This window comes from Shimazuella soli, from assembly GCF_022511585.1.
Lineage (GTDB): Bacteria > Bacillota > Bacilli > Thermoactinomycetales > Thermoactinomycetaceae > Shimazuella > Shimazuella soli.
This window is the reverse complement of the sequence record NZ_JAKWBN010000001.1, coordinates 63,290-90,191: the sequence shown is the minus strand read 5'-3', so window position 1 is coordinate 90,191 and position 26,902 is coordinate 63,290. Positions and strand designations below refer to the sequence as shown.

Sequence of the window (26,902 nt, the reverse complement as noted above, 5' to 3'; positions counted from 1 at the left end):
ATGTTAAAAATGCAACGAGATACTATGATTCAAGATTTTATTTTTTTAAGCAGCCTCCCTAGCAGGGATTTTGTGCATGGTTAGTTCTCCCATTGAAATGTCTCATCAACAATAGAAATAAGCTGATCCAACCGCCGCGACAATTCTTCTTCGTTCTTCCCTACAAAAGCAAATTGAGCGATGGAATCGACACTTAACTGCGCTTGATCATATGACTTTCCATCTTCCCCAGTAATTTGTGCAACCTTCACCCATTCTGGAAACAGGACAGAGTTCACATGTAATAATCCATGTTTGGTATTCACCAATAACCAGCCAGCTAGATGGGAGGGATTCATTTTCATTTCTCCCTTCAATACCGGCCCTGGAAGTCCAGCAGAAATTTTGGCATGAATATCAAACAATGACACATCAAATGCAAGTTTATGTGCGTCTGATACTTTTGCACCGCCTGTCCTGCTGCCAATCTCTCCAAAAATAATTCGATCATCCGGAGTATGAAACCATTCCGCATGAAATGTGGTATTGGCTGGAGTATCTAAAATTTCCAATACTTTTTTGGTTCCCGCGGCAAGCCGCTGGCTCAAAGGATTTTGAGGATGTAACATCGTACTTCCTAGATATGTCATCGAACTCGAAGCCAGTGGTGCATTGTAATATTTGGACACAGTAATTAATTGAATGACCCCATCTTCCACCCAACCATCAACATGAAAGTAATCTCCTTCAATATATTTTTCGACTAATATTTCTGAAAATTGTTCTTTCGCTAAAAAATTTTCTAGTTCTTCCCGATGATGCAAAACATAAGTAAAAACTGAACCAAGACCGTCAATGGGTTTAACTACGATCGGATAATCATACTGATCAGCAAATCGGAAAATATCTAACCCAGTTTGTGCTAGGGTCATCTCTGCAACTGGGATATCATTCTGGCGTAATTTTTGCTTCATGATCCATTTGTTGCGAAACTCCGTCACACTCGCGACGCTTTGTCCTTGAATACCTAAATATTCTCTCAGTTTCGCTGCTCTTACCAGATCATATTCTTGTAAAGCGATAACAGAAGTAAAATGATAGGTCTGATGCAATTCAATGGCACGAAGCATCACTTGGTCATTTGAAATAAAATTTGGAAAAAACTCAATATAGCGATAATCCTTTCTGTCAAACGTATGCTTAACATGATCAGAGGCCAAAACGACTAATTCTTCTGTTGTGGCGGAAAATACTTGTTTTAAGGGACAAGCGGTATAAGGTAGATTTTCAAGGATTAGTATGGTCATTCGTTCGTTTCTCCTTCTGATCGACTGTCTGCTGTCACCCATACTGTATTTATTTCAAACCACTCCAGAACGTGTTGTAAACGTTCCTTTACTTCTTCTTCTGTTTCTCCTACTACTACAAAAGAAGCTACCGAATCACAACTATTTTTGGGATCACCGAAGGATGTGCCTTCAGTTACATCTTGTAAATATTCATAAACCCAATCTGGCGGTTCACACTTGGGGAAAGATACCAATGTCCCCTCTTTTGACATCGCCTGCACGGATCCGCTAAGTCTCTCGGGAGCTTGTCCTATCAAATTTTGCCCAAAAGCTATACCAGCTTGCAACTCTGCAGATACAAGCAGTAAATCTTTTCCATAAGCCACTTCCATTGTTTTTGATATGCGTCCGCCGCCGGGCCGGCATGCAATTTCAATAAAAATAATTTCCTCTGAAGGTGTTACCAAGCATTCTCCATGAAACACTGCATGAGCAGGAAAATCCAATATTCGAATAACTTCTTCCATCGCTTCTTCTATTTGATTTTTGTATGGATTATCTGAGTGCAGCAGATAACTGCCAGAAATAAATGACTGATCATGATAATGAAACATTGGCTCTAAATATTTTGAAGCACATATCAACTTCAACTCATTATCCTCAATAACACCATCAATATGATATTCTTCCCCTTCAAAAAATTGTTCTGCGTCCATTTTTCGATGAAGACCGCCTTTTGCAAATTCCCAAAGATCCGTCTCCTCATGCAGTACAGTAATTCCTGCAGCTCCTGCACCATCGATCGGTTTCAAAATAATGGGATAGCCAACTTCATCAATGAAATGAAGGAGATCAAAGATATCTTCCACTTGTTTAAATTTTGGAATACGTATTTTTTGACATTTCCCTCTCAGGGCTTCTTTCATCTTAATTTTGTTGCGAAATTGTATTGCACTGTGTACCTTTTGACCATCAATTCCGAGATGTTCTCTTAATTCAGCTGCTCGAACCAAATCATACTCTGATACAGCAACAATACGTTCAAATTGATAGGTTGTATGCAGATCAACTGCACGCAAAGAAACAGCATCATTGTTATGGAAACTAGCAAACTCTTCATAATGTGCAAATGAATCTGCAAAATATGGTTCCATTACTTTTTGATCACTAATAAAAACAACTTCATTTGAAATTCTATTAAAACTATTATAAGTATTCCAAATATACGGAAACCTGTTTAAAATAAGAACACTCAATTTAGACTACCCCTTTCTTATATAAAGTTAATTATATATATTATTAACATACTACATACTCTAATATATTGATATTTATCACTATTAACAATAGATTTATATAACAAAAGATATAATAAAATTCATCAACCACTCCACTGACACATACACAGAGAAAAGGGATGGTATCATCTTCCATATGCCATTTTCTTTCATTATTTTGTCTATTTAGATCTACTTCACTCTATTGCGAATATATTTTCGGTTCTTTCTTGACGAAATTCTCTTAAATCATATATATTTATTTATAATCATTGTTTTTAGCATATGTTTCAGAATCGAAACCATTGTTATATGACCTGACCTTTCAATGGGTCAGGTTTTCATTTTATCTGTTCCCATTTAAATGAGTAGAAAGCGAAAAAACACCTATCCTTATCTAGGATAGAAAGGAGCGTGGCTTGTGCTGAAAGACCAGATCCGAAAAAAAGATGATGCTGTACATAAACAAGAATGGGATCAATTTCAAAATCACGTAGCTTGGTGGGAAGCCGAACAACCTCTCGCCCCTCTTCCAGTGGACTTACAATTGTTATTGATCAAAAATGACTCGTCTTTTGTAGAGCAACTGATTAAATTTACTATCCTAACAGAGAGCTATAGTGTATGGAACAAAAAAACAAAGCGTTATGATTACACCAATCCACAACAAGTTTTACAACGAGATAGGTCATGGATTTGGACCCTCTATTTAACCGATCACCCACTAGGAAGAGAAGGTTTGAAACAGCTTCTCAAATACTGTGATTACCAAGAATTCAACAGGTACACGCAAGATACAGGAACATATAATAGTTATCAATTTCGAAATGGAAATTATTTGTACAGTGCTATCAATAAAAATTACTTTCGCTACCTAAAAGGCATCTTTAAGCTGGCAGAAAAAAAGCAGGACACCGAGATTTTATCTCATTTGGCCTACCGGTTTGAAACAGATCGAAATTACTATGCGCGCATATCGTCACCTGATAAATCAACATCGAGATCATTGCATACACTCGCTTTTTCTCCAGAAACAAGAAGATATTTAGCAAAAAGAACATGGCGGTCTCTACGAGTCTTAGGTAAACAAAACAATAAAAAATATATTAATTTTGCCACCACACTATTATTTCAATACTCTGCTAAAGATGCAAAGCGGATTCGTGTTGTAAACCCAGAAACTAACCACACCAATTACGTGCAATCATATAAAGAAAACTGGGTTCTAAATCATCTTCTTTATCATCACAGTACACGGTTTACCTATAGCAGTTCTACTTGGCAAGCAACGCCGAATGCCTACTTCGAAGAACCAGAGGAACGCGAAGAAGCATTTCCCAAGCTTTGGGATCAACATCCATATGAGTTACTTATGCTGTTAATAATGGCAGAAGCACCTCCTGTCATTCACTTTGCAGGCAGGGCTTTGCGCCTTGGCAACCCTGCTTTTGTTGCTCAGTTATCGGATGCAGTTATCGATCAATTGCTGCAATCCACTGTCTCCTATCGCCAAGAATTTGCCGTTCGAGAGGTATTGAACCGTTTGGACAAACATAGTCCAGATTTAAAACGCTGGTTGGCTTTATCTACCCATCCAAACCGCAAAATCCGCACCTTGGCAAACGAGTTTTTACAGCAATATTCAGCTGCATGGTCTGATGAGATAAAAACAAAACTCATAAACATATGTTTAGGAAAAATCATAAAATCACCAAATGAACCTTATGTGAGCGAATGGCTGAGCTTATTTGAGAATAACTTACATGATGTACTCGCTGAAAAGATAACCTTACCAATGGTTGCTTCTTTATTGGAACATGCAGGGCAAGCCACCATCCAGCAATTTGTTTCCTTGCTTCTTCCCCTAGTCCGTAGAGATAAAAATGCTTATACAGCAGATGACTTACTTCCTTTCTTGGAAAATGAAGTAGAATCCATCCGCACGACTGCAAGAACTATTTTACATAACGATTACATGCTGCTCTCTTGTACACCAGCATTTTTGGTGAAGTGGTGCACCATTCCTTATGAGGATAATCAAGTATTTCTCACTCCGTTTTTCGTCGACCGAATGCACTGGCTCATTCCCATTCTCCCTAAGTTTCTTGATACACTGTGGGCAGAAATGATGCAAAACGAACTTCCTGAAATCAGCAGAAACTATATTTTAAATGATCTACTCGGAACGCTATTTTTAACTGAACTTACGGATACACCATTGGATCAAGTATTAGCATTACTCGATCATTCCGATACGAGTTACCAAGAGTTAGGTGCGAGAATATTTGCCGCTAAAAAGCCCGCAGTAGATCAATTCAGTCTCGATCAATTGTTACAATTGGCACACAATCAAATCGCACTTTGCAGAAATGAAGCTCGAAATATGATCATTCAAGTAAAAGAACAGATTACAGATGAATGGCTGATCAATCTTGTAGAAACCCATTGGGATGATACAAGAAATTGGGGATTTGCTTATATTCGAACGCTCTCTGTCGAACAATTTACCCCGACTTTAGTCTACGGATTAATCGATAGTGCTCGCCAAGATGTACAAGCATTTGGAATGGAAATGGTAGAGATCCATTTTGCCGACTTGGACATAGCCGAATTATTACTTCGTGCTAGTGAGAGTACCGATTTATTCGTGCAGGAATATGCATTGTCGCTCGCAGAAAAAATCGAATGGAACATAGATAAAATTACAAAACTGGAGCTGTTCTTCCGAACGATTTTATTTAAAGTCCATCAAGCTAGAAAAGCCAAGCAAATGACTTTGGATTTATTATTCAAATTAGGAAAGAAAAACCGTGACATGGCCAAGAAAGTTGTACCTCTTTTGTCAGACATAGCTCACGTAGGCGGAAAACGAGATTTCGAACAAATTTTATTTACCCTTACTCAAATAAAAAATCTCTATCCTGAAATAGAGTCCCCTGTACAACTCAGATAAGGAGGAATTGCATGTTATTTCAGCAAACCTATGCTTCATCTAGCGGTGTCCGTCATGCTGGAGGAAGCACATTGGTCAATTTTTCACCTGATTTAGGAAGAGAACCTACTTTTTTTCGTGGAAAGATCGCAGATCCCATCCGTTATCGTGATGCCATGATTGCCTTGCGTGATGTTGTCGTCTCTGATTTGAACTATAAACCAAAAGATAATACCGCTTATCAAGAATGGGTAAAGCAGCAATATTTATTGGATATCGCTGGTATTTTAGGTGAAAAAGCAGACTTATCTATTCGCATCCATCAACTGCAAAAGCGGTTGAGTGAGCTAAACAAACTCCGAACAGCTAGAATGGGAGATTACTACAAATCCCAACGTGAATACTTTAGTTGGCTGTATCAAAACGATAAAGATGCCTGGTTTGTATTAGACCCTGTTATCACTGTTGCCCCTGATCAAGTTTTCTTTGAAGCTTTCTCTCTAGATGAATCTTCTTATGGAAGATTAGCTGTGCATGAAGAACTTTTTACAGATGTAAAAGACTTTCAATACGGAACCACCAATATCGATTTTTCGGATAATTTATTAGCAGAATTAAAACGAATTCGGACCTACCGCCCAACGGAATTTCAAGTCGATCCCGCTGGATTTGAAGTTGCTATCGAAGGCCGAGAAGTATACAAAGAGAAAAAAATTGACGTCCCGACTAGTTGGATACGAGGCTTTTTGCAAGTGCAGTCAGCTATGAGTATGCCTACTAGTTCATTTGAACTAAAACCGATTGATCTCTATAACATTTGTAACTTCCTTCGTAAGCACAAAGAAAAAGACAGCCCGCGTTCTTTAAGATACAAACTCAAACCTGGAGAACCTGTAGAGTTAGTTATTGAGCCTTGGAATGAGTCTATCACCTTTGCTGGCTCCGTTTATCTCGGGGAAACAGCTCAAGAAATTCGCACATGGGGTCGTAGAAGACTGTTTCTTTTGGAAAGACTCCTGCCGCTCGCAGATCGAATTACGGTTCACTTATTAGGTACAGGAATGCCTAGCTTCTATGTCGTAGATATGGGAAATTTAAGTTTTACATTAGGTTTATCTGGTTGGACTCGCAACGACTGGGCCAGCGCTGGAAACTTTGATCTGTTAGTCGGAACAGGAGGAAAAGCAGCACCTAGTCAATCTTCTCTTGTTTTTTCAGGACTGAAATTAAAGAAGACCGCAACAGATACGGAGTTAGCAGGTTGGACTCATTTGCCGATTGAAGTTGTACAAGCAGCTTTAAGACAGCTCTGTAGTGCAGGTAGAGTCATGTTTGATTTGGAAATCGGTAAATACCGTCTTCGTGAACTTACACGTGATCCCTTGCCGATGGATCAACTATCTTACACCAATCCCAGAGAAGAATTGGCTCAAGAACTGGTAAAGCAAAACAAAGTAGTACTTAAAAAACGCATGGAACAGACAATTGGTTGGAATTTAGAAGGTACTAGCGAAAAACATAAAACACAGGTGCAGCTTGATAAAGATAGCCGCGTTTCTACAGCGCAATGCTCCTGTTATTTCTACAAACAAAACCGGCTGATGCAGGGGCCGTGTGAGCATATGCTGGCTTTGCTGCATATCCATCAAAACGTTTAGGAAAGGAGGAAGCCGTATGTCAGAAGAAAATAAAGTATTAACAAGAGAAGAATGGATTAACAAAATTCGTTCTGAAGGTAAAGCAGAAACGATACGCAGTGAAATGATTCGCCTTGGCTTCTGGGAAGCACCAAATTTAAGCGAGGAAGAGCGCGAACAACAAGCGAAAGAAGATGAAGAATATAAAGAAGTACGAAAAGAATTACAAGAATTACAAAAAAAATCAAAGCAACTAAAAGATATTGACTTCTTGCTAAAAGAAGCAAGAAAGCGCCGGATGGAAGAAAGCAAAAAACGACGAGCCGAGCGCAAAGCTGTCCGGAAAAAAGCACAAGCGGAAGCGAAAGAGAAATGGAGAAAATATCGTCAGAATCATGTGATCCATGTTGGCGATGGAGTATCTGCAGGGCTTGCTTCCACTGAAACAAATGAACAAAAACTGATGCAGCACCAATTGCCTCTTATCCGCTCTGCCTTGCAACTAGCACATGATATGAACATCACTTTATCCGAATTAAAATGGCTGACCTATCATCGAAACACTGCGACTATCAATCACTATCAACACTTTACTATTCCCAAAAAAAGCGGAGGAAAACGGGAAATTTCAGCTCCAAAATCAAAACTGCGTTCTGCACAATCTTGGATAAAAGCAAACATCTTGGATAAGTTAGCTGTTCATGATGCCGCATATGGATTTGTAACTGGAAAAAGTACAGTGGACAATGCCAAACATCATATTGGCAAAGATGCAGTGGTCAAATTTGATTTAAAAGACTTCTTTCCTTCTATCTCATTTGTACGGGTACGTGGTTTGTTTGAGTCCCTTGGATACAGCCGGGCAATCAGCACTTTATTTGCTTTGATTTGTACAGAGCCCCCACGTCAAGAAGTGGAATTCAATGGAAAAATGTATTATGTAGCTATAAACGAACGACAATTACCACAAGGAGCTTGTACGAGTCCCACTCTCACCAACTTATTATGCAGGCGATTAGATGAGAAACTTACACATCTAGCGAAGGAAAAAGGATTTACCTACACCCGTTATGCAGACGACCTCACCTTTTCTGGAAATGAAGAAGCTTTAAAACAAATAGGCTCATTAATGGGGAGTGTACGCAGTGTTGTAGACTTTGAAGGATTTATTATTAATGAAGCAAAAACACGAGTTCTTCGAAATGGCAGAAGACAACGTGTCACAGGAATCGTTGTCAATGAAAAACCAAACCTTACTCGCAAAGACATCCGAAGTTTTCGTGCCTTATTACATAATGTAGAGCATCATGGTTTAGAACAAGAAAACCATCGGAACCACCCTCACTTTTGGGAATATATCAATGGCTATGTGAGCTATGTACAGATGGTTCGACCAGACATCGGAAAAAAGTTTGCTATACAAGTACAAAGAATAGCGGATAAATATGGTTTACCTATACGTGTTTATATAGAAAAACTAGGATAAAAATCCTAGTTTTTTATTATCTATAGCTAAAATTCTTAATTTCATCTATAATAAAAAAGCACTGCTCACCCCCGAATGGAGGACAAGTGTCCGAACATGTTCCAGCACTCCTGCGCAAGAGAACGATCAAAGGGAGGGTTGCCTACTTCGTGGCCAATCCCAACTTGATCAAAGATCTGCCGACGGAGGGTGAAGTCGATGAGAGAAAGAAGGTCATCGACTTCATCGAGAAGAAGTACTCCAACCCCAACTTGGGGATGGAACCTCCCAGCGGCTCTACCAAGGACAAGCGTCCTGTGCTTCGCGGCGAGCACCCGCTGGAAAGCATCATCCAGCACCTGCTGACCAGCGCGTCCCGCAAGGAAGTTGGACTGATTCGGGCGGCTCTCGTGAGTGAGGGTCTCATGAACTAGCGGAACCGTTCGCTAGTCTCGTCTCCCCCTGTGGACTTCATCTGACGTCCGCGGGGGGAGCTCTGCATTAATAGCCTTATTGTATGGGAACTTCTACTCCTTCTGTCACCATTTTTAAAATATAACCTGCCATTTCTTCTTCGGAAGACGTTTCATTTCCTTTACTCCAATCCGCTGCTACTCCAAATATGGTCCAGCTCATCATCCAAACCATTGTTTTCACTGGAATTTTCCATCCATTTTCAGGAGATGGAACCTGCTCCAACCAGTTGAGCAATATGCCATACAACTCTTCCTGTACCGCCCTTTCAAACAGTGGATTCATTGTCTCCGTTGGACGGCAGTACAGATGAACTTTAAAATATTTCAATGTCATTTGGATGACAGATTTTTCTGCGCCAATTTCATAAATGCTTCGATGGCTGGCGACAGCCACTTTTCTTTGTGCCATAACATTTGCGTGTAAATCGGAAAATTTGGCAAATCCATCGGGAGGACAGCAAGTTCACCGCGATCCAACTCAGCCCGTATGATGACTTCTGGAAGAAAAGCAATCCCGATGCCAGCCATCGCACATTGTTTGAGTGCTTCTGCACTGCTAAACTCTAAAAAATTGCTACTTATTATTCCTTTTTGCTTGAGAAATTGATCAAATAATGTCCGATACGTACATCCTTTTTCGTTGATTAGAAACAATTCTTCACGAAAATGCTCTGGTGACAACTTCTCATTTTGAAGTATCGGGTGATCAGCAGATGCAACTAAAAAAAATTGTTCATGTACTAAGGATTGACTTGCAATAGAAGTCGATTGAATCGGTTCGTCTAATAAAAAAACGATATCTGCTTTCCCATCACATAAGCTCTGCTTGAGATAATCATAGGGAACTGGTTGAAATATAAGCCGAACAGCTGGGTATTCCTTGCGAAATTGGAGAAACGTCGAAGGCAGTCGATAAGCACATAATACTTCATTCGCACTGATGGTCACTGTTCCCGTTATCTGCTCTTGTTTGCAAACTGCTTCTTTTGCTTCCTCCAATGTATTTAACGCTTGATTGACATAAAGAAGAAAATTTTTTCCTGCATCTGTGATTAGGAGCTGCTTCCCAAGGCGATCAAACAGGCGGACTTTGAGTTCTTTTTCTAATGCTTGGATTTGCATCGTTACATTAGACGGAACATAATTAAGCGCAGCAGCAGCCCTGCTAAAATTAAGCGTACTTGCAACTGTTTGGAAAGTTATCAGTTGGCGGAGTTCCATGTTCTTTCATCCTTATTGTCAATATTTTTGAATCTAAAAGTCAAATGTATTTCATTTACTTGATAATAACCTCAGTATACACTAACGCTATAAAGATGAATAAGAGGTGTTTACCTATGGATTATAAAATCTTTCCACTGGGAGATGTTACCTTACAATCAGGGGAAGTACTTCCAAATGCCTTTCTCGCTTATCAAACATATGGGACACTGAATGCGGACAAGAGTAATGCCATCGTCTATCCAACAGCTTTTGGAGATCAACATTACCAAAATGAATGGCTGATTGGTCCTGGTATGGCACTTGACCCAGAAAAATATTTTATTATTGTCCCTAATTTATTTGGAAATGGACTATCTTCTTCACCAAGCAACACACCTGCCCCTTATGACAGAGGGAGATTTCCGAAGGTCACCATTTTTGATAATGTATCTTTCCAACATCGTCTGATTACAGAGCAATTTGGAATAGAAAAAATCGCACTTGTAACCGGCTGGTCACTCGGTGCAATTCAAACATTTCAGTGGGCAGCGAGTTATCCTGATATGGTGGAACGAATTGCTCCTTTTTGCGGAACGGCAAAGACTTGGCCGCACACCTATGTATTTTTAGAAGGAGTGAAGGCTCCTTTGATTTCCAGTACCGAATGGGCAAATGGAGAATATGAGACTCAACCAATCGTTAGTATGCGAGCAATAGGCCGGGTCTATGCTGGATGGGGCTTTTCTCAAGCTTTCTATCGAGAACAATCTTATCAACCGTTAGGGCATGACAGCCTAGAACAATTTCTAAGCGGCTTTTGGGAAAATAACTTCCTAGGCATCGATGCCAATAATTTATTGTCCATGCTATGGACAGGACAATATGCTGACATTAGTGCGAATTACCTGTATAAAGGTGATTTCAAAAAAGCACTCCAAAGTATTCGGGCAAAAGCTGTCGTGATGCCTGGAACAACAGATTTATATTTTACTCCTGAAGATAGTAAATATGAAACGGAACAGATACCCAATGCTACCTTCCAGCCAATTGATTCGATATGGGGACATTTTGCAGGTCGTGGCATCCATAATGAGGATACAAAATTTATCAATAATCAACTTCAAAATTTACTCGCTCTTTCTTGATAAGAAATAAGATACAGTACTATAAAAGTTAACTTCGAGGTGTTGGCATAATGAAAGCTATTTATTTTAATGAATTTGGTTCTTCTAAAGATGATTTTGCTGCTTTACAGCTAGGTGAATTTTCGATTCCAGAAATAAAAGATAATGAGGTTTTGGTCAAGATGGTAGCAGCTTCGATCAACCCAGGGGACTTTCTATTTATCCAAAATTTATATCCTGAACCTAAGAAACCTGTCTTCCCGAGGCAAATCGCTGGAAATTATGGTGCGGGGATTATTACAAAAGCCGGCAAAGAAGTCTCTTATAGACCTGGAACACTCGTGACCTTTGGGTATTTTAATACTTGGTCCGAATATGCTGCTGTGCCCGCAGAATGGGTAATTCCATTACCATCCGATTATCCCATAGAAAAAGCTGCTCAATTCTTTAACTTGATTACAGCTTGGGATCTTCTTAAGCAGTCTAAAGTTCAATCGGGTCAATGGCTTGCGCTTACCGCAGGAAATTCAAATGTTGCAACAATGGTATCACAACTAGCAAAGCACAGAGGTATAAATGTCATTTCCATCGTCAGAAAAACACATGAACATTTGGATTTAAAAGAACTCGGAGCCTCTCATGTATACGATTTATCTAAAGCTGATAAAAACATAAAGGATTTCATCTTAGAAATCACACAAAATAAGGGGTTAAATGGTGTTATTGACGCAGTTGGAGGACCAGTTACAGGAGATCTAATTCAATCTCTGTCATTCGGCGGACAAGTTGTAATTTATGGTAATTTTAGCTCAGAAAAATTTGAACTTCACAACTATCATATTTTGATGAATAACATCGGGATTCATGCCTATCTCTATCGATACTTCCTGACCCCACCGGAACAAAAAGATCAACAGATGCTTCAAGCGATTATCGATGTTACAAAAAGCATAGACTTTCAGGTTTCAATCGGTAGGATGCACCCTTTGGAGGACTTCAAAACTGCGATTTATGAAAGTCTATATCGACCTGAATATGGGAAACGGTTTTTTAAATTCCCCCATTAAACATGTGTAAAAATGACTTGAATGAAATGTAACAATTCAAGTCTCTTTTTGACACTTGTTGACTACATTAATTAAAAAAGTTAAAATCTTCTCATATTCATCGGGAGGATAGATTATGAAAAAACTCATTATTATTTTTTCCATTTTTTTATGTGTGCCGTTGGTTGGTTGTACAAATTCAAATGGTGATTCTGTTTCCAAATCAAGTTCTGAACAAACAAGCTCAAATGTTGCTAGTATTCCAGAAATAAAAATAGGTGTTGTTGAACCAACTGAAATGGATTCTGCTTATTCATCTAGTGCGGAGTTAATAAATATAAAACCGAATGCAAAGGTAAGTGGTAATTGGAATTTTCAAATTGAAGGGATGGGCAATGCCTCTTCAAAGGATTGTAATCCAGATCTCAAATCTTGTTTTGCTTACTTTAGTAGCGATAAACTAAAAATAGGTCAACAGTATAAATTGATTGTTCAGTTTAGTGGGAAAACGGACAATACCCCGATAAAAATATCAAAAGAAAAACAATTTACAGCTGAAAAACTTCAATCAAAAGATTAAGTCTAGAGAAAAGATAATATTGGCAATAGGGTTTTACAGTGATAGTGCAGTTTTGTTTTCTCTTGAAAAAAGCCAGTTAGATGTGAAAATGAAGTGAATGAAAAAATCTCCGTATCAGATAAATAGCGATAGAAAACACATGACCTCTATGCACTTAGAGATCATGTGTTTTTTTATTCTACTTGGGTATGCCAACATTCTGTAGACATCACACTATGAAATAGAAGAATTATATTTACCCAAAACTAAAAAAATGATAAATAAGAGGAATAAACCCTCTCTAATCCAACGCTCGTTATCATCCCATGATTCAAACTATGGGTTTTCCCACTCGCAAATCTATAAATTAAAAAGAATCACTTAGTTTTCATTTCTCGGGAAGCATTAAAGTTCCTTCTATTGTGATAGTTGCTGTTCCACCCACTTGAATCACAGGTTCCAAGTCAGATGTTCCTTTCTTAACGGATACAAACAGAGTTCCAGGCCGCCCAATTGCATGACCTTGGGCAATTCTGAGATTTTGCATTTGATCATACGAGAGTATTCCTTCTAACAAAAGATATCCAGCAAGTGCTCCATTTGCAGCGCCAGTAACAGGATCTTCCGGAATACCAACCGCCGGAGCAAAATCACGGGTGTACAAATCATAACCTTGTTCCACTGTATCAAAAGTAAACAAATGTGTTGTGCTAGCCTTTTGTGACTGGTTTAATTTTTTGAGTTCATCGAGCAGTGGTTGAGCAGTTTCAATATCGCTTTGAGACTTAACAGGAACGATAAGATGCCAATTGCCTGTATATGCTAGTTTTATTGGATATCTCTGATCCAAAGCCTCTGTTGATATCCCAACCACTCGGGCTATCTCATCCGAATCCATTTGGACATTCTGAATTTTAGGGGTAACTTGTGTCATTGTCACAGCAGTAAGTTCTTCCTTTTCTTTTGAAAACTCTACAGGAATTGTACCTATATTGGTTTCCAATACAATTTTGTCTGCTTTATCTTTCCATCCATACTTTGTGGCTAGCAGCCAGGAAAGACCAACCGTAGCATGACCACAAAAATCAATTTCATCTGTAGGAGTAAAGTAACGAACGCGGAAGTCGATCCCAGGTTGGTCGGAGGAAAAAAGAATTGCTGTCTCCGACAGGTTAAGCTCTTTTGCTATGTTTTTCATCTCTTTTTCTGTCAAACCATCTGCTTGGGGTACAACTCCTGCTGGATTTCCTCCAAAAGAAACATTGGTAAAAGCATCCACATGATAAACAGAAATATTTCTCATCGTTTCTTCATCCCTTTCTCGCTGATGAGCCTCTCTCCATCTTCGCTTATGCTTAGAAGTGAGGGACTTCCCAATTTGGTAAAGTCCCCTTCATTGTATCGAACAATGAAGGGGACTCCCCCCTACTAAACACCTTTGATAACTGCTAATGGTTTGCATTCCGCAACAACAGACGCCAGCCCTGCTCCTTCGATGGAATCAATGATTTGATCCACATCTTTGTACGCTTGTGGGCATTCATCGAGAATACTCTGCAATGTCCGCTGGTTGACTAATACTTCTTCATCTGTACCTACTTTCATCGACTCAGCAAATTCGTCAATCGTGATCAGCTCTTTGGTAGCACGTCTGGAACGAACGCGGCCAGCACCATGACAGATAGAATAGAAGTTTTTCTCTCCGTCTTTTGATCCTACCATGATGTACGATGATGTACCCATCGATCCAGGGATGAGTGCTGGGTGCCCAGTCTCTTTATAAGCTTCTGTATTTAAGAAGTGACCAGCAGGCAGCGCTCTCGTTGTCCCTTTACGGTGAACAAGCATTGGCTGATTGCGGTGAAACTCTTTCAACGCATAATTATGCATCAGATCATACAACACAGGAGCTTCAAAGTCTGAGCCAAACACTTCCTTAAAGCCTTCTCGCACACCGTAAGCTAACATATGACGGTTCACAACTGCGAAATTTAAGGCGGAATACATCAGATTGATATATTGTTGTCCTTGATCGGAATCAATTGGGGCATAAACAAGATTAGGGTCTGGTGTTCCAACTCCCCATCTGCTCATCGCTTCTTTAAAATCTTTGGAGTACTTGGGTCCCATCATTCCTCCCCAAGCTCTCGAACCAGAGTGGATCATGATGACAACTTGTCCATCTTCCAGTCCCCATTTTTCCGCAATTTCTCGATTTTCTTCCCGAATGTGGATCGCTTGGATTTCAATAAAATGATTCATTTGTTACTATTACGAATTCTCCATATCCTCATAGAAACACTTTGTTTTGTTCGATTGAGGAATTTGACTGAATCCTCAATACTATTGGAGATGATATACTGATCTTCTTCATGTGTCCATCTTTTACGGTTTCTTATTTTCCTCATCGTTTTTGGTCTTTTCCAATTAAGAATTTCTTTTGCTTTTTCCATTTTCCTTGGAATTGCTAAGCATCCTTCATAATAAAGTACCTTTGCAATAGATTGAGCATCCTCTTTAAACACAGCTATATTATGGACTTTATCACGTTTATTTGGCGAACTGGTTTTTACTTTCCCAGTAATCTTATAAATAAAATTTAGGTATGCATTAGCAAATTCTTCACTAGAAGTTACAATGGAAAGAAAAGGAATTCCACTTGAAGTGAGTCCTAAAGAACCATCACCATCAATATACCCTCTAAAATAATCTATCTCTGAATAGGAGTATTTAGGTGGAAAAATTAAAGATGATTTCTTTCCATAGAACATACCTAGTTTAATAAGCTGATCACGAAATTTATTGTCATATACCCGTAAAATTGACGACTTATATTCTTTTTTATAATTTGTATCACGAATACGAGTATATATTGTAGAAGTACATGGAATTATCTTCTGGATGTATTCCAAAATTTCCTGATCATCTGAATTCACTTCGATAGTAAGTCTTCCTCTCCCTCTACTTTCACATGACATAGAACCGTCGGCTTGGATAAAACCAAAAAAATAAGAATATGAAGGATTTCTCAAATCAATATTCACAATCATTTCCCCTCGGGTTTGTTGAAATGATTATATTAATTTTTCCGAAGAAATCAAGTATTTCGTAACGGGTTGATCATTTCTGTCAACCTCTACAGGTTCTTTTTCCTGTAGTTCGGAGCACACCTTCATCCCTAGCATAAGCTAGTAGGATGCCCAAGTCCCTCTGCTCTCTACGGGGCGTATTATCGCTTCCCACGGAATTCCCATCTCAGGGTTTCCCGTTTTGGACGAGTTTTTGACTAATACATTACTGTACTAGGGAGGCAATCCTTTTACCTCCACCAAGTGTTCCCACTTGCTGCCAAGCACGGCTCCACATTTTATCTGGGATATGTTCTAAGAAATCGGTATTAAATTCAAACTTAGCATGTTCGACATGAGTCAATGACTTGCGTTGTTTGGGGGTGTAGCGGTCTGGAATATACTCAGGTGGCAGACCATGTAAACCTTCGGAAACAATTTTTTCAACCCGAATATTTTTATAATGAGATGCCGCCCGTTCATTGGCTGGCACAAATTTTTCAATCGATTTTATTAGCTCTCTTCGTAGTTTTTTATCTTGAATATCTTCTTTTTTCAATGGGGTCAAATGAACACGCATTCCACAACCGATATCCGAGCCCACAATGGATGGTGAGACAAATCCATCTCGCATATTCCACACGGCTGTTGTTCCGATACATGTTCCGATTCCCACATGGGCATCAGGAGTGTAACTCATGTGTACATTTCGCGGTATTTGCAAATTATTGTCCGCCATATGATACACTTTGTCTTCTAGCGATGCGAAAACTTCATCATTGGCAAAGATATGAAGCTTTCCATGAGATAATTCTACTTCTCTGTGATTTTTGCCATGATTTTTTAACATTTTGTATAATCTCCTTTTCAGGAAAAGAACTAACATTTCATATTTTACTATTTTTTCACATATAAAGCCATAATTTATCCCTTTTTCTTTATAATTAAAATCTGATTTTTAAAGAGAATAATCGATTCTCGAAGATCTGTTTCCGAAATTAACCATTTGGACACAAAAGATTTTATGAAGGTTAACACAACAAAAAAGTACCCTTTCTATTGATAAGGAGTACTTTGCTTAAAACATTAGAAATCAAAGTTATCCGGGTCTGGACCTACGCGTAAATCTTGGTTCAGTCCACTGATTCGTTCCATCTCATCTTCTGTCAACTCAAAATCAAAAACCGAAGCATTTTCAACAATCCGCTGTTCTTTTGTAGATTTTGGTATGGTCACTACTTTATTTTGCAGGTCCCATCGGATGATGACTTGTGCAGCGGATTTGTTGTATTTTTTACCTATTTCTTGGATTGTTTCATTGTTCAAAAGTTGTCCTTGCATCAAGGGAGACCATGCTTCTACTTGAATATCATGTTCTTTGCAGTATGCTCGTAACTCTTTTTGTGTAAGTCGAGGATGAAACTCCACTTGGTTGATAACTGGTTTTACCTCCGCTTTTTCCATCAAGTTTTCTAAGTGATGGACTTGAAAATTACTCACACCAATCGCTCGAATTTTTCTTTGGTGATATAACTTCTCCATTGCTCTCCAAGCCTCTTGATACTTGCCTTCTACCGGCCAATGAATCAAATAGAGATCCAAGTAATCTAGGCTCAACTTCTTTAAACTAGTTTCAAAAGCAGCTAGTGTCTCTTCATACCCAAGATCGGCATTCCAAACTTTAGACGTCACAAATAAATCTTCACGAGAGATATTTGCTGCTTCCAATCCTTCTTTTATTCCTTGTCCGACGCCATCTTCGTTCGCATAAATTGCAGCGGTATCAATACTGCGATAACCATGAGCAATTGCAGTCTTTACTGCATGTACCAACTCAGGACCTTCTTCTACTTGGAATACACCAAGTCCCAGCCAAGGCATTTTTACCCCATTGTTTAATATTGTTGTATCTTGCAAGTGATCAGGCACTTTTCTTAACTCCTTCTCTATAGGATGAATCGTCTTTTTCCAAGCTCCAACTCCAAGCTGTTAAAACTATTGCTGCTACTACCATAAGACCACCGACCCATGGAGTATGAATCAATCCCATTTGGTCCGTAATCCATCCCCCCATATACGATCCCAAGGCAATACCAGCGTTAAAGGCTGCAATGTTAATAGCCGATGCTACATCCACTGCACTTGGCACAAAACGCTCTGCAAGCATAACTACATACACTTGCAGTCCGGGAACATTCATGAAAGCAAACAAACCCAAAAAGAATACCGTTATAAGTGATGCAATTGGGAATGGTGCAGTGAAAGTAAACACAAATAATACAATAGCTTGCACCAAAAACATAAAAAATAATGCTTGAATAGGTTTTTTATTTGCCATTTTCCCACCGACCGTGTTTCCAATCGCAATGGCGATACCATAAACAAGCAATATAATCGCAACCGTAGATGCTTTAAAGCCGGATATCTCTTGAAGTAATGGAGTCAGATACGTAAATACAACAAATGTACCTCCATAACCTAAAGCAGTAATGATAAAAATCAATAGAAGTCGACCATTGGTAATTAATTTTGTCTGATCTCTCCAATTCGTTGGCTTGCCTTTGCGTAAATCAGAGGGAATAAGAAATATCGTAGCAATCCATGCTACAATCCCTACGATTACAATGGCTACAAAGGCTGTTCTCCAGCCTAGTTGCTGACCAAGAAAAGTTCCAAATGGTACACCTGTCACAGTAGCTACTGTTAATCCTGTAAACATCATAGAGATCGCGCTTGCCCTTCGATCTTCCGGTACCAAATCAGCCGCAATCGTGGAACCAATGGACATAAAAACACCATGGGCAAAAGCAGACACTACACGAGCAAGTAATAATATACCGATATTGGTTGCTGCTGCTGCAATACTATTTCCGATGATAAATACTATCATGATCCATAGTAGCAGCGATTTCCGCGACATTCGTGAAGTCAATGATGTAAGAACAGGCGCTCCAATCGTAACACCTAAAGCATATAAGGAAACGGTCAAACCAGCTGTGGTGACCGGTATATTTAAATCAGATGAAATAAGTGGTAATAGCCCTACACTGATAATTTCCGTGGTTCCGATCGCAAATGCACTTATAGCTAACGCAAGCAATGCAAATGTACTTCTTTTTCCTTGCATCACTATTCCCTCCTAACATCCTAGTTGTATGGTCTGATAGATGAACGGAAATCATACAACAAGATTGTATTTTCTTTGCCCATCACAAGATGCTATTATGAGGGATAAAAGAACAATCGGGAAGTACGCACTTTATTGTGATATAGTCACCAGAAAGTAATGTAGTAACTTTCAAGTAGCAGAAAAGGAGAGCGAAACAGATGCTAAAAAAGAAATACAATGTCTCGGTTGAAGCCGCCTTAGAGGTGATCGGGGGAAAATGGAAGTGTGTCATTCTCTGTCATTTAATGCGTGGAAAAAAACGAACCAGTGAACTCAAAAAGTTGATGCCTGCTATCACTCAAAAAATGCTCATCCAACAGCTCAGAGAGTTAGAGGAAGATGAAGTCATCAATCGAATTGTTTATCAGCAAGTCCCTCCAAAAGTAGAGTATGAACTAAGTGAATATGGTCATAGTTTAGAAGCAATCTTGAATTCATTATGTGCTTGGGGAGAACAGCACATTATTCGTGTTTATGGTGATAAAGAAAGCATGTTAGAGGAAAGCATTTTAAATAAGTGAAAAAGAGTGAAGCATAGGCCTCACTCTTGGCTATTTTACAATACAGAAAGTAAATAATAACCCTCATCTAATACCTAGTTCGTCTTGATCAAAGCCCGCAACGCCCCATTTTTCTCCCCAATTCCGCATTTGAACTAAAATCGCCCCGTACTCTCTCCCTTTTTGGGTGAGTGAATATTCTACACTTACGGGAACAGTGGGATATACTTCCCGATGCACCACATCTATCCTTTCCAAATGACGAAGCGTATCTGTTAAAGATTTAATACTAATATCTCCAATACTTCTGCGTAATTGATTAAATCGCTGCGATCTCACACATAATTGAGCAATGACAAAATAGGACCATTTTCCATTGATCACTTCTAAAGCTTGCTGAATCGGAATTGCACATGGTTGCATATCTTTTCTCTTCAATTCCCCACCTACTTACTATTTATCAGTAGCTCTATTCTCCGAGTTTATACCAAAAAAAAGTGCGTTCTTACTTAAGTATATCATCTGATTTATCATCAAAAAGAACGTAATGGAATCGACTCAAGAAAGAAGGAGAATCATGCATACAGATAAACTTATTTTGGTCTTAGGTGCTACAGGGCAACAAGGAGGAGCTGTTTTAAATCATTTAGTAAAAGCAGGATGGAGAGTTAGAGCCCTTACTCGTGACAAGAACAGCAAAAAAGCAAAGTCACTTGTCCAAAAAAATATCGAAATAGTAGAAGCAGATATAGAAAATCTGCCTGCACTCAATCTTGCAATGCAAGGGGTTTATGGTGTTTTCAGTGTACAACCCTTTGAGCCTATCGATATAGAAAAAGAAGTACAAATGGGTATAAATGTTGCTGATGCAGCGAAAAAAGCCGGAGTAGAACACTTCATCTATACTTCCTTTGAAGGTGCAGAAGAACAAGCGAAGTTTCGAGATTTAGCAAAATGGGAAATCGAAAAACATATCCAGTCCATTGGGTTACCAGCAACTATTTTCAGATTGCCCATGTTTATGGAGAATTTTCTTACGTTTACTCACTATGGACTACAAAATGGTGTTTATGCTGATGCTACACAGCCGAATATCCCTGTTAATCTTATTGCGATTGAAGATATTGGTGTATTTGTTTCTCTAGCATTTGACCATCCTAATGAATATGTAGGAAAAACTATCTCATTGGCAAGTGATGCAGTAACACCACCCAATATCGCAGCTGCTATTTCTCGGGTATCTGGAACAACAATTACCTATAAACAAATTCCGATGGAAGCTTTACGCAAACAAGATGAGGAAATAGCTAAAGTCTATGACTGGATTAATCAAGGCAAAAGTAGAGTAGATTTAGCCTATTTGCGAAAACTCCATCCTAACTTAACAACCTTTGACAAATGGCTAGATAAAAAGGGTAAAATAAAGTTCGAATCCTTTTTCCGAGAAAACAAAGGAGATTAGTAGATAATGAAAAATTGGAGGTACAGAGAATGACGAAAGCATTAGAATCGTTATTTCAACCATTTACATTCAATAAACTGCAACTTCCCAATCGGATTGTTATGGCACCGATGACTCGTGCATTTTCACCAAATGGTATACCTACTGAAGAGGTTGCCGCTTACTACAAAAGACGAGCTGCTAACGAAGTTGGATTAATTATTACAGAAGGTACAGTTATTAACCATCCTGCTGCTTCAAGCGACTCCAATGTTCCTTTTTTCTATGGGAAAGAAGCCTTACAAGGATGGGCAAAAGTAGTAGAAGCAGTTCATGAGGTTGGAGGGAAAATTATCCCTCAACTCTGGCATGTGGGGATTCAGCGGCCTGTCGGAAGTCACCCTTTTCCAGATGTAAAACCTATCAGTCCCTCTGGTATCACTTCTACAGGAGAAAAAGTAGCAGAACCTTTGACAGTAGAAGAAATAAAAGACATTGTCGAAGCATATGCGGAAGCTGCTGCAAATGCTAAACGTATCGGCTTTGATGGAATTGAGCTGCATGGTGCCCATGGATATCTAATTGATCAATTTTTCTGGGAAGCAACCAACAAACGAACCGATCAATATGGAGGAGATTTAGTAGGAAGAACTCGCTTTGCAGTTGAAGTTATTGAGGCGTGCCGGGAAGCAGTTGGTCCTGATTTTCCGATTGTATTTCGTTTTTCCCAATGGAAAATTGGTGCATATACGGAGAAACTAGCAAAGACTCCAGCAGAACTCGAACAATTTCTCTCACCGTTATCCGAAGCTGGGGTAGATATTTTTCATGCTTCCACTCGTCGGTTCTGGGAGCCGGAATTTACTGATTCTGAATTAAATTTAGCTGGATGGACCAAGAAGTTAACAGGCAAACCTACGATCACAGTGGGCTCTGTCGGTTTGGATGATGTGTTTGCACCTGGAATAACAGCCAAAAATGCTCCTATTGATGCTTTAATCGATCGACTCCAAAAACATGAATTTGATCTTGTCGCAATTGGGAGAGCTTTACTAGTTGATCCTGCTTGGGCGAGCAAGTTGCATGCGGGGAAAACAGAGAAAATGATTCCGTATACGCCGGAAGCACTCAAAACATTATCTTAAAATAAAGCGAAGAGACGGGATATTTCCGTCTTTTTTATTTTAGACTAACCTCTCAATCCTAGAACATAACAAAAGAACTTAGGTTTCCCCCTAATATCTAAAAACTACTCTTCTTGCCGTAAATACCTGCGATCTTTTAAAAATAACCTCCAGAATAAGTAAAATCCAGGAACAAGCACTGCCAGACCAACTACATACACCCAGAATAGTGCGCGGAAAGTTACTTCTCCAGTAAATCCTGTTGTGATCGTCATATAAGGATAGACGATATATGGCATATGCGCAGAAGCATAAGCGTAACTGGCGATCATATACTGCACTACGATCAAAAGCACTGCTACGCGAGGTTTACCAGTGCTGTCACTTCTAGCATCTGGCCACCAGAGGGAGCTGTAGCCGATCAAATAAAACAAGATGGATAATACAAACCATTCCACTTGATCGAATAAGTTATCTAGTAACCATTTGGCTTCTGGTTCTAAAACGAGTAAGGTGAGTATTGCCGAAACCAATGTCACAGGGCCTACGATGATTGCTTTTTTTCGATAAACTCGATAGGTCTCCTCTTTTCCGGCTTCTTTCGCGTAATCTGCCAGAAAAAGAGAAGATAGAAACAGCTCTGATGTCAGCCCAAATAACATATAGTAGTAGGTGGAGGCACTCGTCAACCATTTTGTAGTTAAAAGTGTTTCCACACCATTTTTTATCCCAATAAACGGTCCTTGGGTAACTGGTAATGCACTTATCAAGAGAATCGGTATAAAAAATCCAGCAATTCCAGAGATAATGCGCAAAGTTTGTTGATAACTTTGAACAGAATATGCAAACACCATGAATGCACTTCGCAAACTGATGAGAATGAGCACAATGCTGACAGGCACCAGCAGGACGGTTCCTAAAGTGAAAGCAGCTTTTGGAAAAAAACTCACAAAGGAAACGACCAACAATACCAAAAAAGTATTGGTCACTTCCCAAGTAGGAGATAAAAATCGATTTGCAATGACTCCTGCCTCTGTATGCCTGCGCAAATAATACATCGACCAAAAGCTAGATCCAAAATCGATCGCTCCTAAAATCGCATACACAAATAAAAACACTCCAACGATAAAACTAGCAATTACCTCAGGTAACATGTCCATCACCCCGCTTCGCCAATTCTTTAGCCAGTGGATTTCGTTTAAAATAGATTCGCATTACCGCTACGACCAATACACTGAGCAAAAGATAGAGAAAACCAAACAAAACAAATAAATTTCCTACATGAGCAGCTTTGGTCGCAGCTTCTGAAGTTCGTTGAAATCCATAAATCGTCCAAGGTTGGCGACCGCTGCAACTAAATATCCAGCCAAACTCAATTCCCAACATCGCTAAAGGGCCAGAAGCCACAAGAATCCAAACTAACCAATTGGGGAAAGCACGCTGCTTTTTATGATGAAAAAACCACCAATAAGCAAGAGCAATAAAAGATAAAGCCAATAACAGCATTCCGATCCCAACCATAATGTTGAACAATGTATGAACATAAAATGGCGGCCATGTTTCTTCTGGAAACTCATATAAACCTTTTACCTCTGTACTCGGCCAGTTTCCAGCCAAAATGCTGAGTGCATAGGGAATCTCAATATCATATTTCACTTCATGGGTAGTTGGGTCGGTATACCCACCGATAGACAAGGGAGCATAACGTTGGGTTTTAAATAACCCCTCGGCAGCAGCCAATTTTTCTGGTGAGTGTTCATACAAACCTTGAGCAGAGCCGTGACCAGATAATGCTGTAATGGCACTCATCACAAATCCCACAACCAAAGAAACAAATAAACTTTTGCGATGAAAAGCGAGTACTTTCCTCTCTTGTGTCGGCGTTTTGAGATAACGATAAGCAGATACAGAAGCAATAGCAAAGGCACCTGCCATAAACGCGCTAATAGCTACATGAAAAGCTGCCCAGCCATAACTCGGATTGAAAAATGCAGCCCAAGTATTCACATTTTTAATGGTTCCATCTGCATACATATCAAAACCTGCTGGAGTGTTCATCCATGTATTTGCAGAAGTGATAAGCGTCGCAGATGCAGTAGCTCCTACACTTACAAAAAAGACGGATAAGACTCTCATTTTTCCGGATAAGCGATCTGCAGCATAAACATAAATAGACATAAATAAAGCTTCTAAAAAAAAGGCAAAAATCTCGATTTGAAACGGAATCGAAATCACTTGCCCAACGATTTTCATAAATCCAGGCCAGAGCAAAGTAAGCTGAACGCCGACAATCGTTCCACTCGGTATACCTACACCTAATAAAATAGCAAATGCTTTTGTCCACCGTTTTGCCATCAGCTCATAATCTTTATCTTTTGTTCGTTGATAAATAATCTCACTTACCAAAATCATAAACGAGATACCCACTGCTAAGGTGGCAAAAATGATATGAAAAGCTAAAGAAGTGCCAAAGAAGGCTCTTGTGATTGTCGTTTGATCCATTTTTCGAGCCCTTTCGAAAACGTATTTGGCTTCATTCTTTCCTACCCGGCGCATTTTTATGAGAAATTATGGAAAATAGTTTTGATTTACTGAAAGTAGACAAGTTCCATTACTGCCCGCACAATTTTATCTGTACTCGGCAAATAAGCATGTTCCAAAGCAAATAACGGATAGGGAACATCATAGCCCGCAACACGTTTAATAGGTGCTTCTAATGAATCAATCACTTCTTCGGAAAGGCGGGCTGCAATTTCTGCTCCTACTCCGCATGTACGAGGTGCTTCATGAACAATGACTGCTCGGCCTGTCTTTTTAACGGATTCAAAAATCGTAACTTCATCAATCGGAGAGAGCGATTGTACATCGATTATTTCTGCTGAGATATCTTGTTCCAGCAGCAGTTGATCTGCTTCTTTCAATAACGAAATCATCGCGCCCCATCCAATTAGCGTCACATCTTCTCCTTGTTTGATCACCTTCGCTCTATCAATGGGAAGAATGTAATGATCAGCTGGCACCTCTTCTTTTTGGGTACGATATAAGCGCAGAGGCTCTAAAAACAATACCGGATCAGGACATTCAACCGCACCGAGCAGCAATCCTTTTGCAGTAAAAGGGGAAGAAGGAACAACAACCCTCAGACCCGGAGTATGAACAAAATACGCTTCCGTTGAATCAGAATGCAACTCAGGAGCGCCAATACCTCCGCCATAAGGAGCGCGAATAACCATAGAGTTAGAAAATGTACCTTGTGAACGCAGACGCATTCTGGCTACATGTGACACAATTTGCTCAAATGCTGGTGTGATAAAACTGAGAAATTGTATCTCTACTATTGGTTTAAAACCACCCATAGCCAGTCCTAGGGCTGAACCAACAATTCCTGCTTCTGACAAAGGGGTATCTATCACCCGTTCACTTCCAAATTGCTTCCAAAGCCCTTCTGTAGCACGAAAAACACCGCCATTTTTCCCGATGTCTTCCCCCAAAAGCAAAACACTTTCATCTGCTTCTAAGGCAACACGTTGTGCATCAGCAATGGATTGAACCATTGTCAGCATATGATGCTACCTCCTCTTGCTGCTTTTTCAAACATTCTGGTATTTGGTGATAAACATGTTGAAATAAACCCATTGGCAAGTTAGGCTGGTATTTTTCGACTTCTCGAATTGCTCGATCTAACTGTTTTGTCACCTGCCCATCTTCTTGGATCAGCTCATCTTCGTCTAGTAATCCTTCACTTAGACAAAGTTGCTCATAGCGGTAGAGAGGATCACGATTTAGCCAAATACGCACTTCTTCTTCTGAGCGATATCGACTTGCATCATCAGCGGTAGTATGAGCTCCCGTCCGATAAGTAATCGCTTCGATCAATACAGGTCTTTGTTTCCCTCTAGCTGTCTTTACGACATCGTATACCGCTAATACATCGTTCCCATCTACTTGATAAGCATCCATATCATAAGCAGCCGCTCTTTCTGCGACCGTTTTGCTGGCAGATTGCTCTGAAAATGGCACACTGATCGCATATCCATTATTTTGACAAAAAAATAAAACAGGCAAGTCATATACACTAGCAAAATTTAACGCCTCATGAAAATCACCCTCTGAAGTAGCTCCATCTCCAAAGTAGGCAATTGCAATCCCTGTCTCTCCTCTTTTTTTCATAGCCCATGCTGCCCCTACTGCTTGAGGAAGCTGGGTTGCTATTGGTACGGTTGGCGGTACGTAACGATATCCAGCGGGAGGTTTGCACCCTTCAATTTGCCCGGACCAATATTGAATGACGGAGGTCATTGGGATACCTACTGTGTAAGCTACCCCTTGTTCCCGATAACTTGGAAAAATCCAATCCGTTTTATCTAATGCATAAGCACTTCCTACTTGTGCAGCCTCTTGGCCTTCAATTGGAGCATAAGTACCAATTTTCCCCTGTCGTTGCCATAAGACCATTCTTCGATCAAAAAGCCTTACTGAACGGAGTAAACGTAAGAGATCTAATTTCTCTTGCTCCCTGAGTGTCAACCAAAAAGAGGCTCCATCATCTGTCAAAGCACCACATGGCAATAAATGGTTAATTAACATTGAGCCACCCCGTCATCTTTTTGTTA

The 26,902-nt window shown here is 39.6% G+C and carries 24 protein-coding genes and 1 pseudogene; 10 read left to right on the top strand and 15 right to left on the bottom strand.

Annotated features, from left to right (window positions below):
• Positions 1-80: 80 nt before the first annotated feature.
• Positions 81-1,286 carry an ATP-grasp domain-containing protein gene (locus MK805_RS00475; protein ID WP_240873233.1) on the bottom strand — a complete coding sequence of 402 codons (1,206 nt, stop codon included), beginning with the start codon at positions 1,284-1,286 and terminating at the stop codon, positions 81-83.
• A complete protein-coding gene (locus MK805_RS00470) occupies positions 1,283-2,422 on the bottom strand; it encodes an ATP-grasp domain-containing protein (RefSeq protein ID WP_240873232.1) in 1,140 nt (379 codons plus the stop codon). The genes MK805_RS00475 and MK805_RS00470 overlap by 4 nt, the downstream gene beginning before the upstream one ends.
• 544 nt (positions 2,423-2,966) lie before the next feature.
• Here MK805_RS00470 and MK805_RS00465 point away from each other — a divergent pair.
• From MK805_RS00465 to MK805_RS00450, 4 genes are all read left to right on the top strand, one after another.
• The gene (locus MK805_RS00465) at positions 2,967-5,498 is read left to right on the top strand and encodes a hypothetical protein (protein WP_240873231.1); all 2,532 of its coding nucleotides are present in this window, start codon (positions 2,967-2,969) and stop codon (positions 5,496-5,498) included.
• 11 nt (positions 5,499-5,509) lie between these two features.
• Positions 5,510-7,135: an SWIM zinc finger family protein gene (locus MK805_RS00460; RefSeq protein WP_240873230.1), complete on the top strand. Its 1,626-nt coding sequence runs from the start codon at positions 5,510-5,512 to the stop codon at positions 7,133-7,135.
• A 16-nt stretch (positions 7,136-7,151) separates the two neighbouring features.
• Complete coding sequence (locus MK805_RS00455; RefSeq protein WP_240873229.1) at positions 7,152-8,600, top strand: reverse transcriptase family protein; 1,449 nt, start codon at positions 7,152-7,154, stop codon at positions 8,598-8,600.
• An 86-nt stretch (positions 8,601-8,686) separates the two neighbouring features.
• Entirely contained in the window at positions 8,687-9,013 is a 327-nt protein-coding gene (locus tag MK805_RS00450; protein ID WP_240873228.1) for a hypothetical protein, read from the top strand.
• A 76-nt stretch (positions 9,014-9,089) separates the two neighbouring features.
• Here the strand turns inward: MK805_RS00450 and MK805_RS00445 are convergent, their stop codons facing one another.
• Together MK805_RS00445 and MK805_RS00440 are read right to left on the bottom strand one after the other, a co-directional pair.
• A complete protein-coding gene (locus tag MK805_RS00445) occupies positions 9,090-9,389 on the bottom strand; it encodes a hypothetical protein (RefSeq protein ID WP_240873227.1) in 300 nt (99 codons plus the stop codon).
• Positions 9,386-10,276 (bottom strand): LysR family transcriptional regulator, encoded by an 891-nt coding sequence (locus tag MK805_RS00440; protein ID WP_240873226.1) that lies wholly within the window; start codon positions 10,274-10,276, stop codon positions 9,386-9,388. The genes MK805_RS00445 and MK805_RS00440 overlap by 4 nt, the downstream gene beginning before the upstream one ends.
• A gap of 116 nt (positions 10,277-10,392) precedes the next feature.
• Here MK805_RS00440 and MK805_RS00435 point away from each other — a divergent pair, with 116 nt between their 5' ends.
• The 3 genes from MK805_RS00435 (at position 10,393) to MK805_RS00425 (ending at position 13,008) form a co-directional block, all read left to right on the top strand.
• The gene (locus MK805_RS00435) at positions 10,393-11,403 is read left to right on the top strand and encodes an alpha/beta fold hydrolase (RefSeq protein ID WP_240873225.1); all 1,011 of its coding nucleotides are present in this window, start codon (positions 10,393-10,395) and stop codon (positions 11,401-11,403) included.
• Between the two features lie 50 nt (positions 11,404-11,453).
• Positions 11,454-12,449 carry a quinone oxidoreductase family protein gene (locus tag MK805_RS00430; RefSeq protein ID WP_240873224.1) on the top strand — a complete coding sequence of 332 codons (996 nt, stop codon included), beginning with the start codon at positions 11,454-11,456 and terminating at the stop codon, positions 12,447-12,449.
• A 115-nt stretch (positions 12,450-12,564) separates the two neighbouring features.
• The gene (locus MK805_RS00425) at positions 12,565-13,008 is read left to right on the top strand and encodes a hypothetical protein (protein WP_240873223.1); all 444 of its coding nucleotides are present in this window, start codon (positions 12,565-12,567) and stop codon (positions 13,006-13,008) included.
• Positions 13,009-13,375: 367 nt separating this feature from the next.
• On the opposite strand, the gene MK805_RS00420 is transcribed toward MK805_RS00425, so the two are convergent.
• From MK805_RS00420 to MK805_RS00395, 6 genes and pseudogenes are all read right to left on the bottom strand, one after another.
• A complete protein-coding gene (locus MK805_RS00420; RefSeq protein ID WP_240873222.1) occupies positions 13,376-14,290 on the bottom strand; it encodes a PhzF family phenazine biosynthesis protein in 915 nt (304 codons plus the stop codon).
• Between the two features lie 125 nt (positions 14,291-14,415).
• Positions 14,416-15,246 (bottom strand): annotated as a pseudogene (locus MK805_RS00415) (RtcB family protein); the annotation flags it as partial.
• Entirely contained in the window at positions 15,246-16,031 is a 786-nt protein-coding gene (locus tag MK805_RS00410; RefSeq protein WP_240873221.1) for an LAGLIDADG family homing endonuclease, read from the bottom strand. The gene MK805_RS00410 and the pseudogene MK805_RS00415, both read right to left, overlap by 1 nt.
• A 250-nt stretch (positions 16,032-16,281) precedes the next feature.
• On the bottom strand, positions 16,282-16,905 hold the full coding sequence (locus MK805_RS00405; protein WP_338057470.1) for an RtcB family protein: 624 nt from the start codon (positions 16,903-16,905) through the stop codon (positions 16,282-16,284).
• Between the two features lie 236 nt (positions 16,906-17,141).
• A complete protein-coding gene (locus tag MK805_RS00400; protein WP_420833034.1) occupies positions 17,142-17,984 on the bottom strand; it encodes an aldo/keto reductase in 843 nt (280 codons plus the stop codon).
• Positions 17,977-19,182, bottom strand: coding sequence for an MFS transporter (locus tag MK805_RS00395; RefSeq protein WP_240873220.1), 1,206 nt, complete (start codon positions 19,180-19,182; stop codon positions 17,977-17,979). Before MK805_RS00395 ends, MK805_RS00400 begins: the two co-directional genes overlap by 8 nt.
• Before the next feature lie 200 nt (positions 19,183-19,382).
• Between MK805_RS00395 and MK805_RS00390 the strand changes: the two genes are divergently transcribed.
• On the top strand, positions 19,383-19,745 hold the full coding sequence (locus tag MK805_RS00390) for a winged helix-turn-helix transcriptional regulator (protein WP_240873219.1): 363 nt from the start codon (positions 19,383-19,385) through the stop codon (positions 19,743-19,745).
• Positions 19,746-19,808: 63 nt separating this feature from the next.
• On the opposite strand, the gene MK805_RS00385 is transcribed toward MK805_RS00390, so the two are convergent.
• Entirely contained in the window at positions 19,809-20,162 is a 354-nt protein-coding gene (locus MK805_RS00385) for a winged helix-turn-helix transcriptional regulator (RefSeq protein WP_338057469.1), read from the bottom strand.
• Positions 20,163-20,271: 109 nt separating this feature from the next.
• Here MK805_RS00385 and MK805_RS00380 point away from each other — a divergent pair, with 109 nt between their 5' ends.
• Positions 20,272-21,186, top strand: coding sequence for an NmrA/HSCARG family protein (locus tag MK805_RS00380; RefSeq protein ID WP_240873218.1), 915 nt, complete (start codon positions 20,272-20,274; stop codon positions 21,184-21,186).
• Between the two features lie 29 nt (positions 21,187-21,215).
• Positions 21,216-22,310, top strand: coding sequence for an NADH:flavin oxidoreductase (locus MK805_RS00375; protein ID WP_240873217.1), 1,095 nt, complete (start codon positions 21,216-21,218; stop codon positions 22,308-22,310).
• Between the two features lie 104 nt (positions 22,311-22,414).
• Here MK805_RS00375 and MK805_RS00370 read toward each other — a convergent pair whose 3' ends face one another.
• The 4 genes from MK805_RS00370 to MK805_RS00355 form a co-directional block, all read right to left on the bottom strand.
• Positions 22,415-23,443, bottom strand: a complete 1,029-nt coding sequence (locus MK805_RS00370) for a cytochrome d ubiquinol oxidase subunit II (protein ID WP_240873216.1) — start codon at positions 23,441-23,443, stop codon at positions 22,415-22,417.
• Positions 23,433-24,791: a cytochrome ubiquinol oxidase subunit I gene (locus tag MK805_RS00365; protein ID WP_240873215.1), complete on the bottom strand. Its 1,359-nt coding sequence runs from the start codon at positions 24,789-24,791 to the stop codon at positions 23,433-23,435. The genes MK805_RS00370 and MK805_RS00365 overlap by 11 nt, the downstream gene beginning before the upstream one ends.
• 86 nt (positions 24,792-24,877) lie before the next feature.
• Positions 24,878-25,852: an alpha-ketoacid dehydrogenase subunit beta gene (locus tag MK805_RS00360; RefSeq protein WP_240873214.1), complete on the bottom strand. Its 975-nt coding sequence runs from the start codon at positions 25,850-25,852 to the stop codon at positions 24,878-24,880.
• Complete coding sequence (locus MK805_RS00355; protein ID WP_240873213.1) at positions 25,824-26,876, bottom strand: thiamine pyrophosphate-dependent enzyme; 1,053 nt, start codon at positions 26,874-26,876, stop codon at positions 25,824-25,826. The genes MK805_RS00360 and MK805_RS00355 overlap by 29 nt, the downstream gene beginning before the upstream one ends.
• Positions 26,877-26,902: the final 26 nt, after the last annotated feature.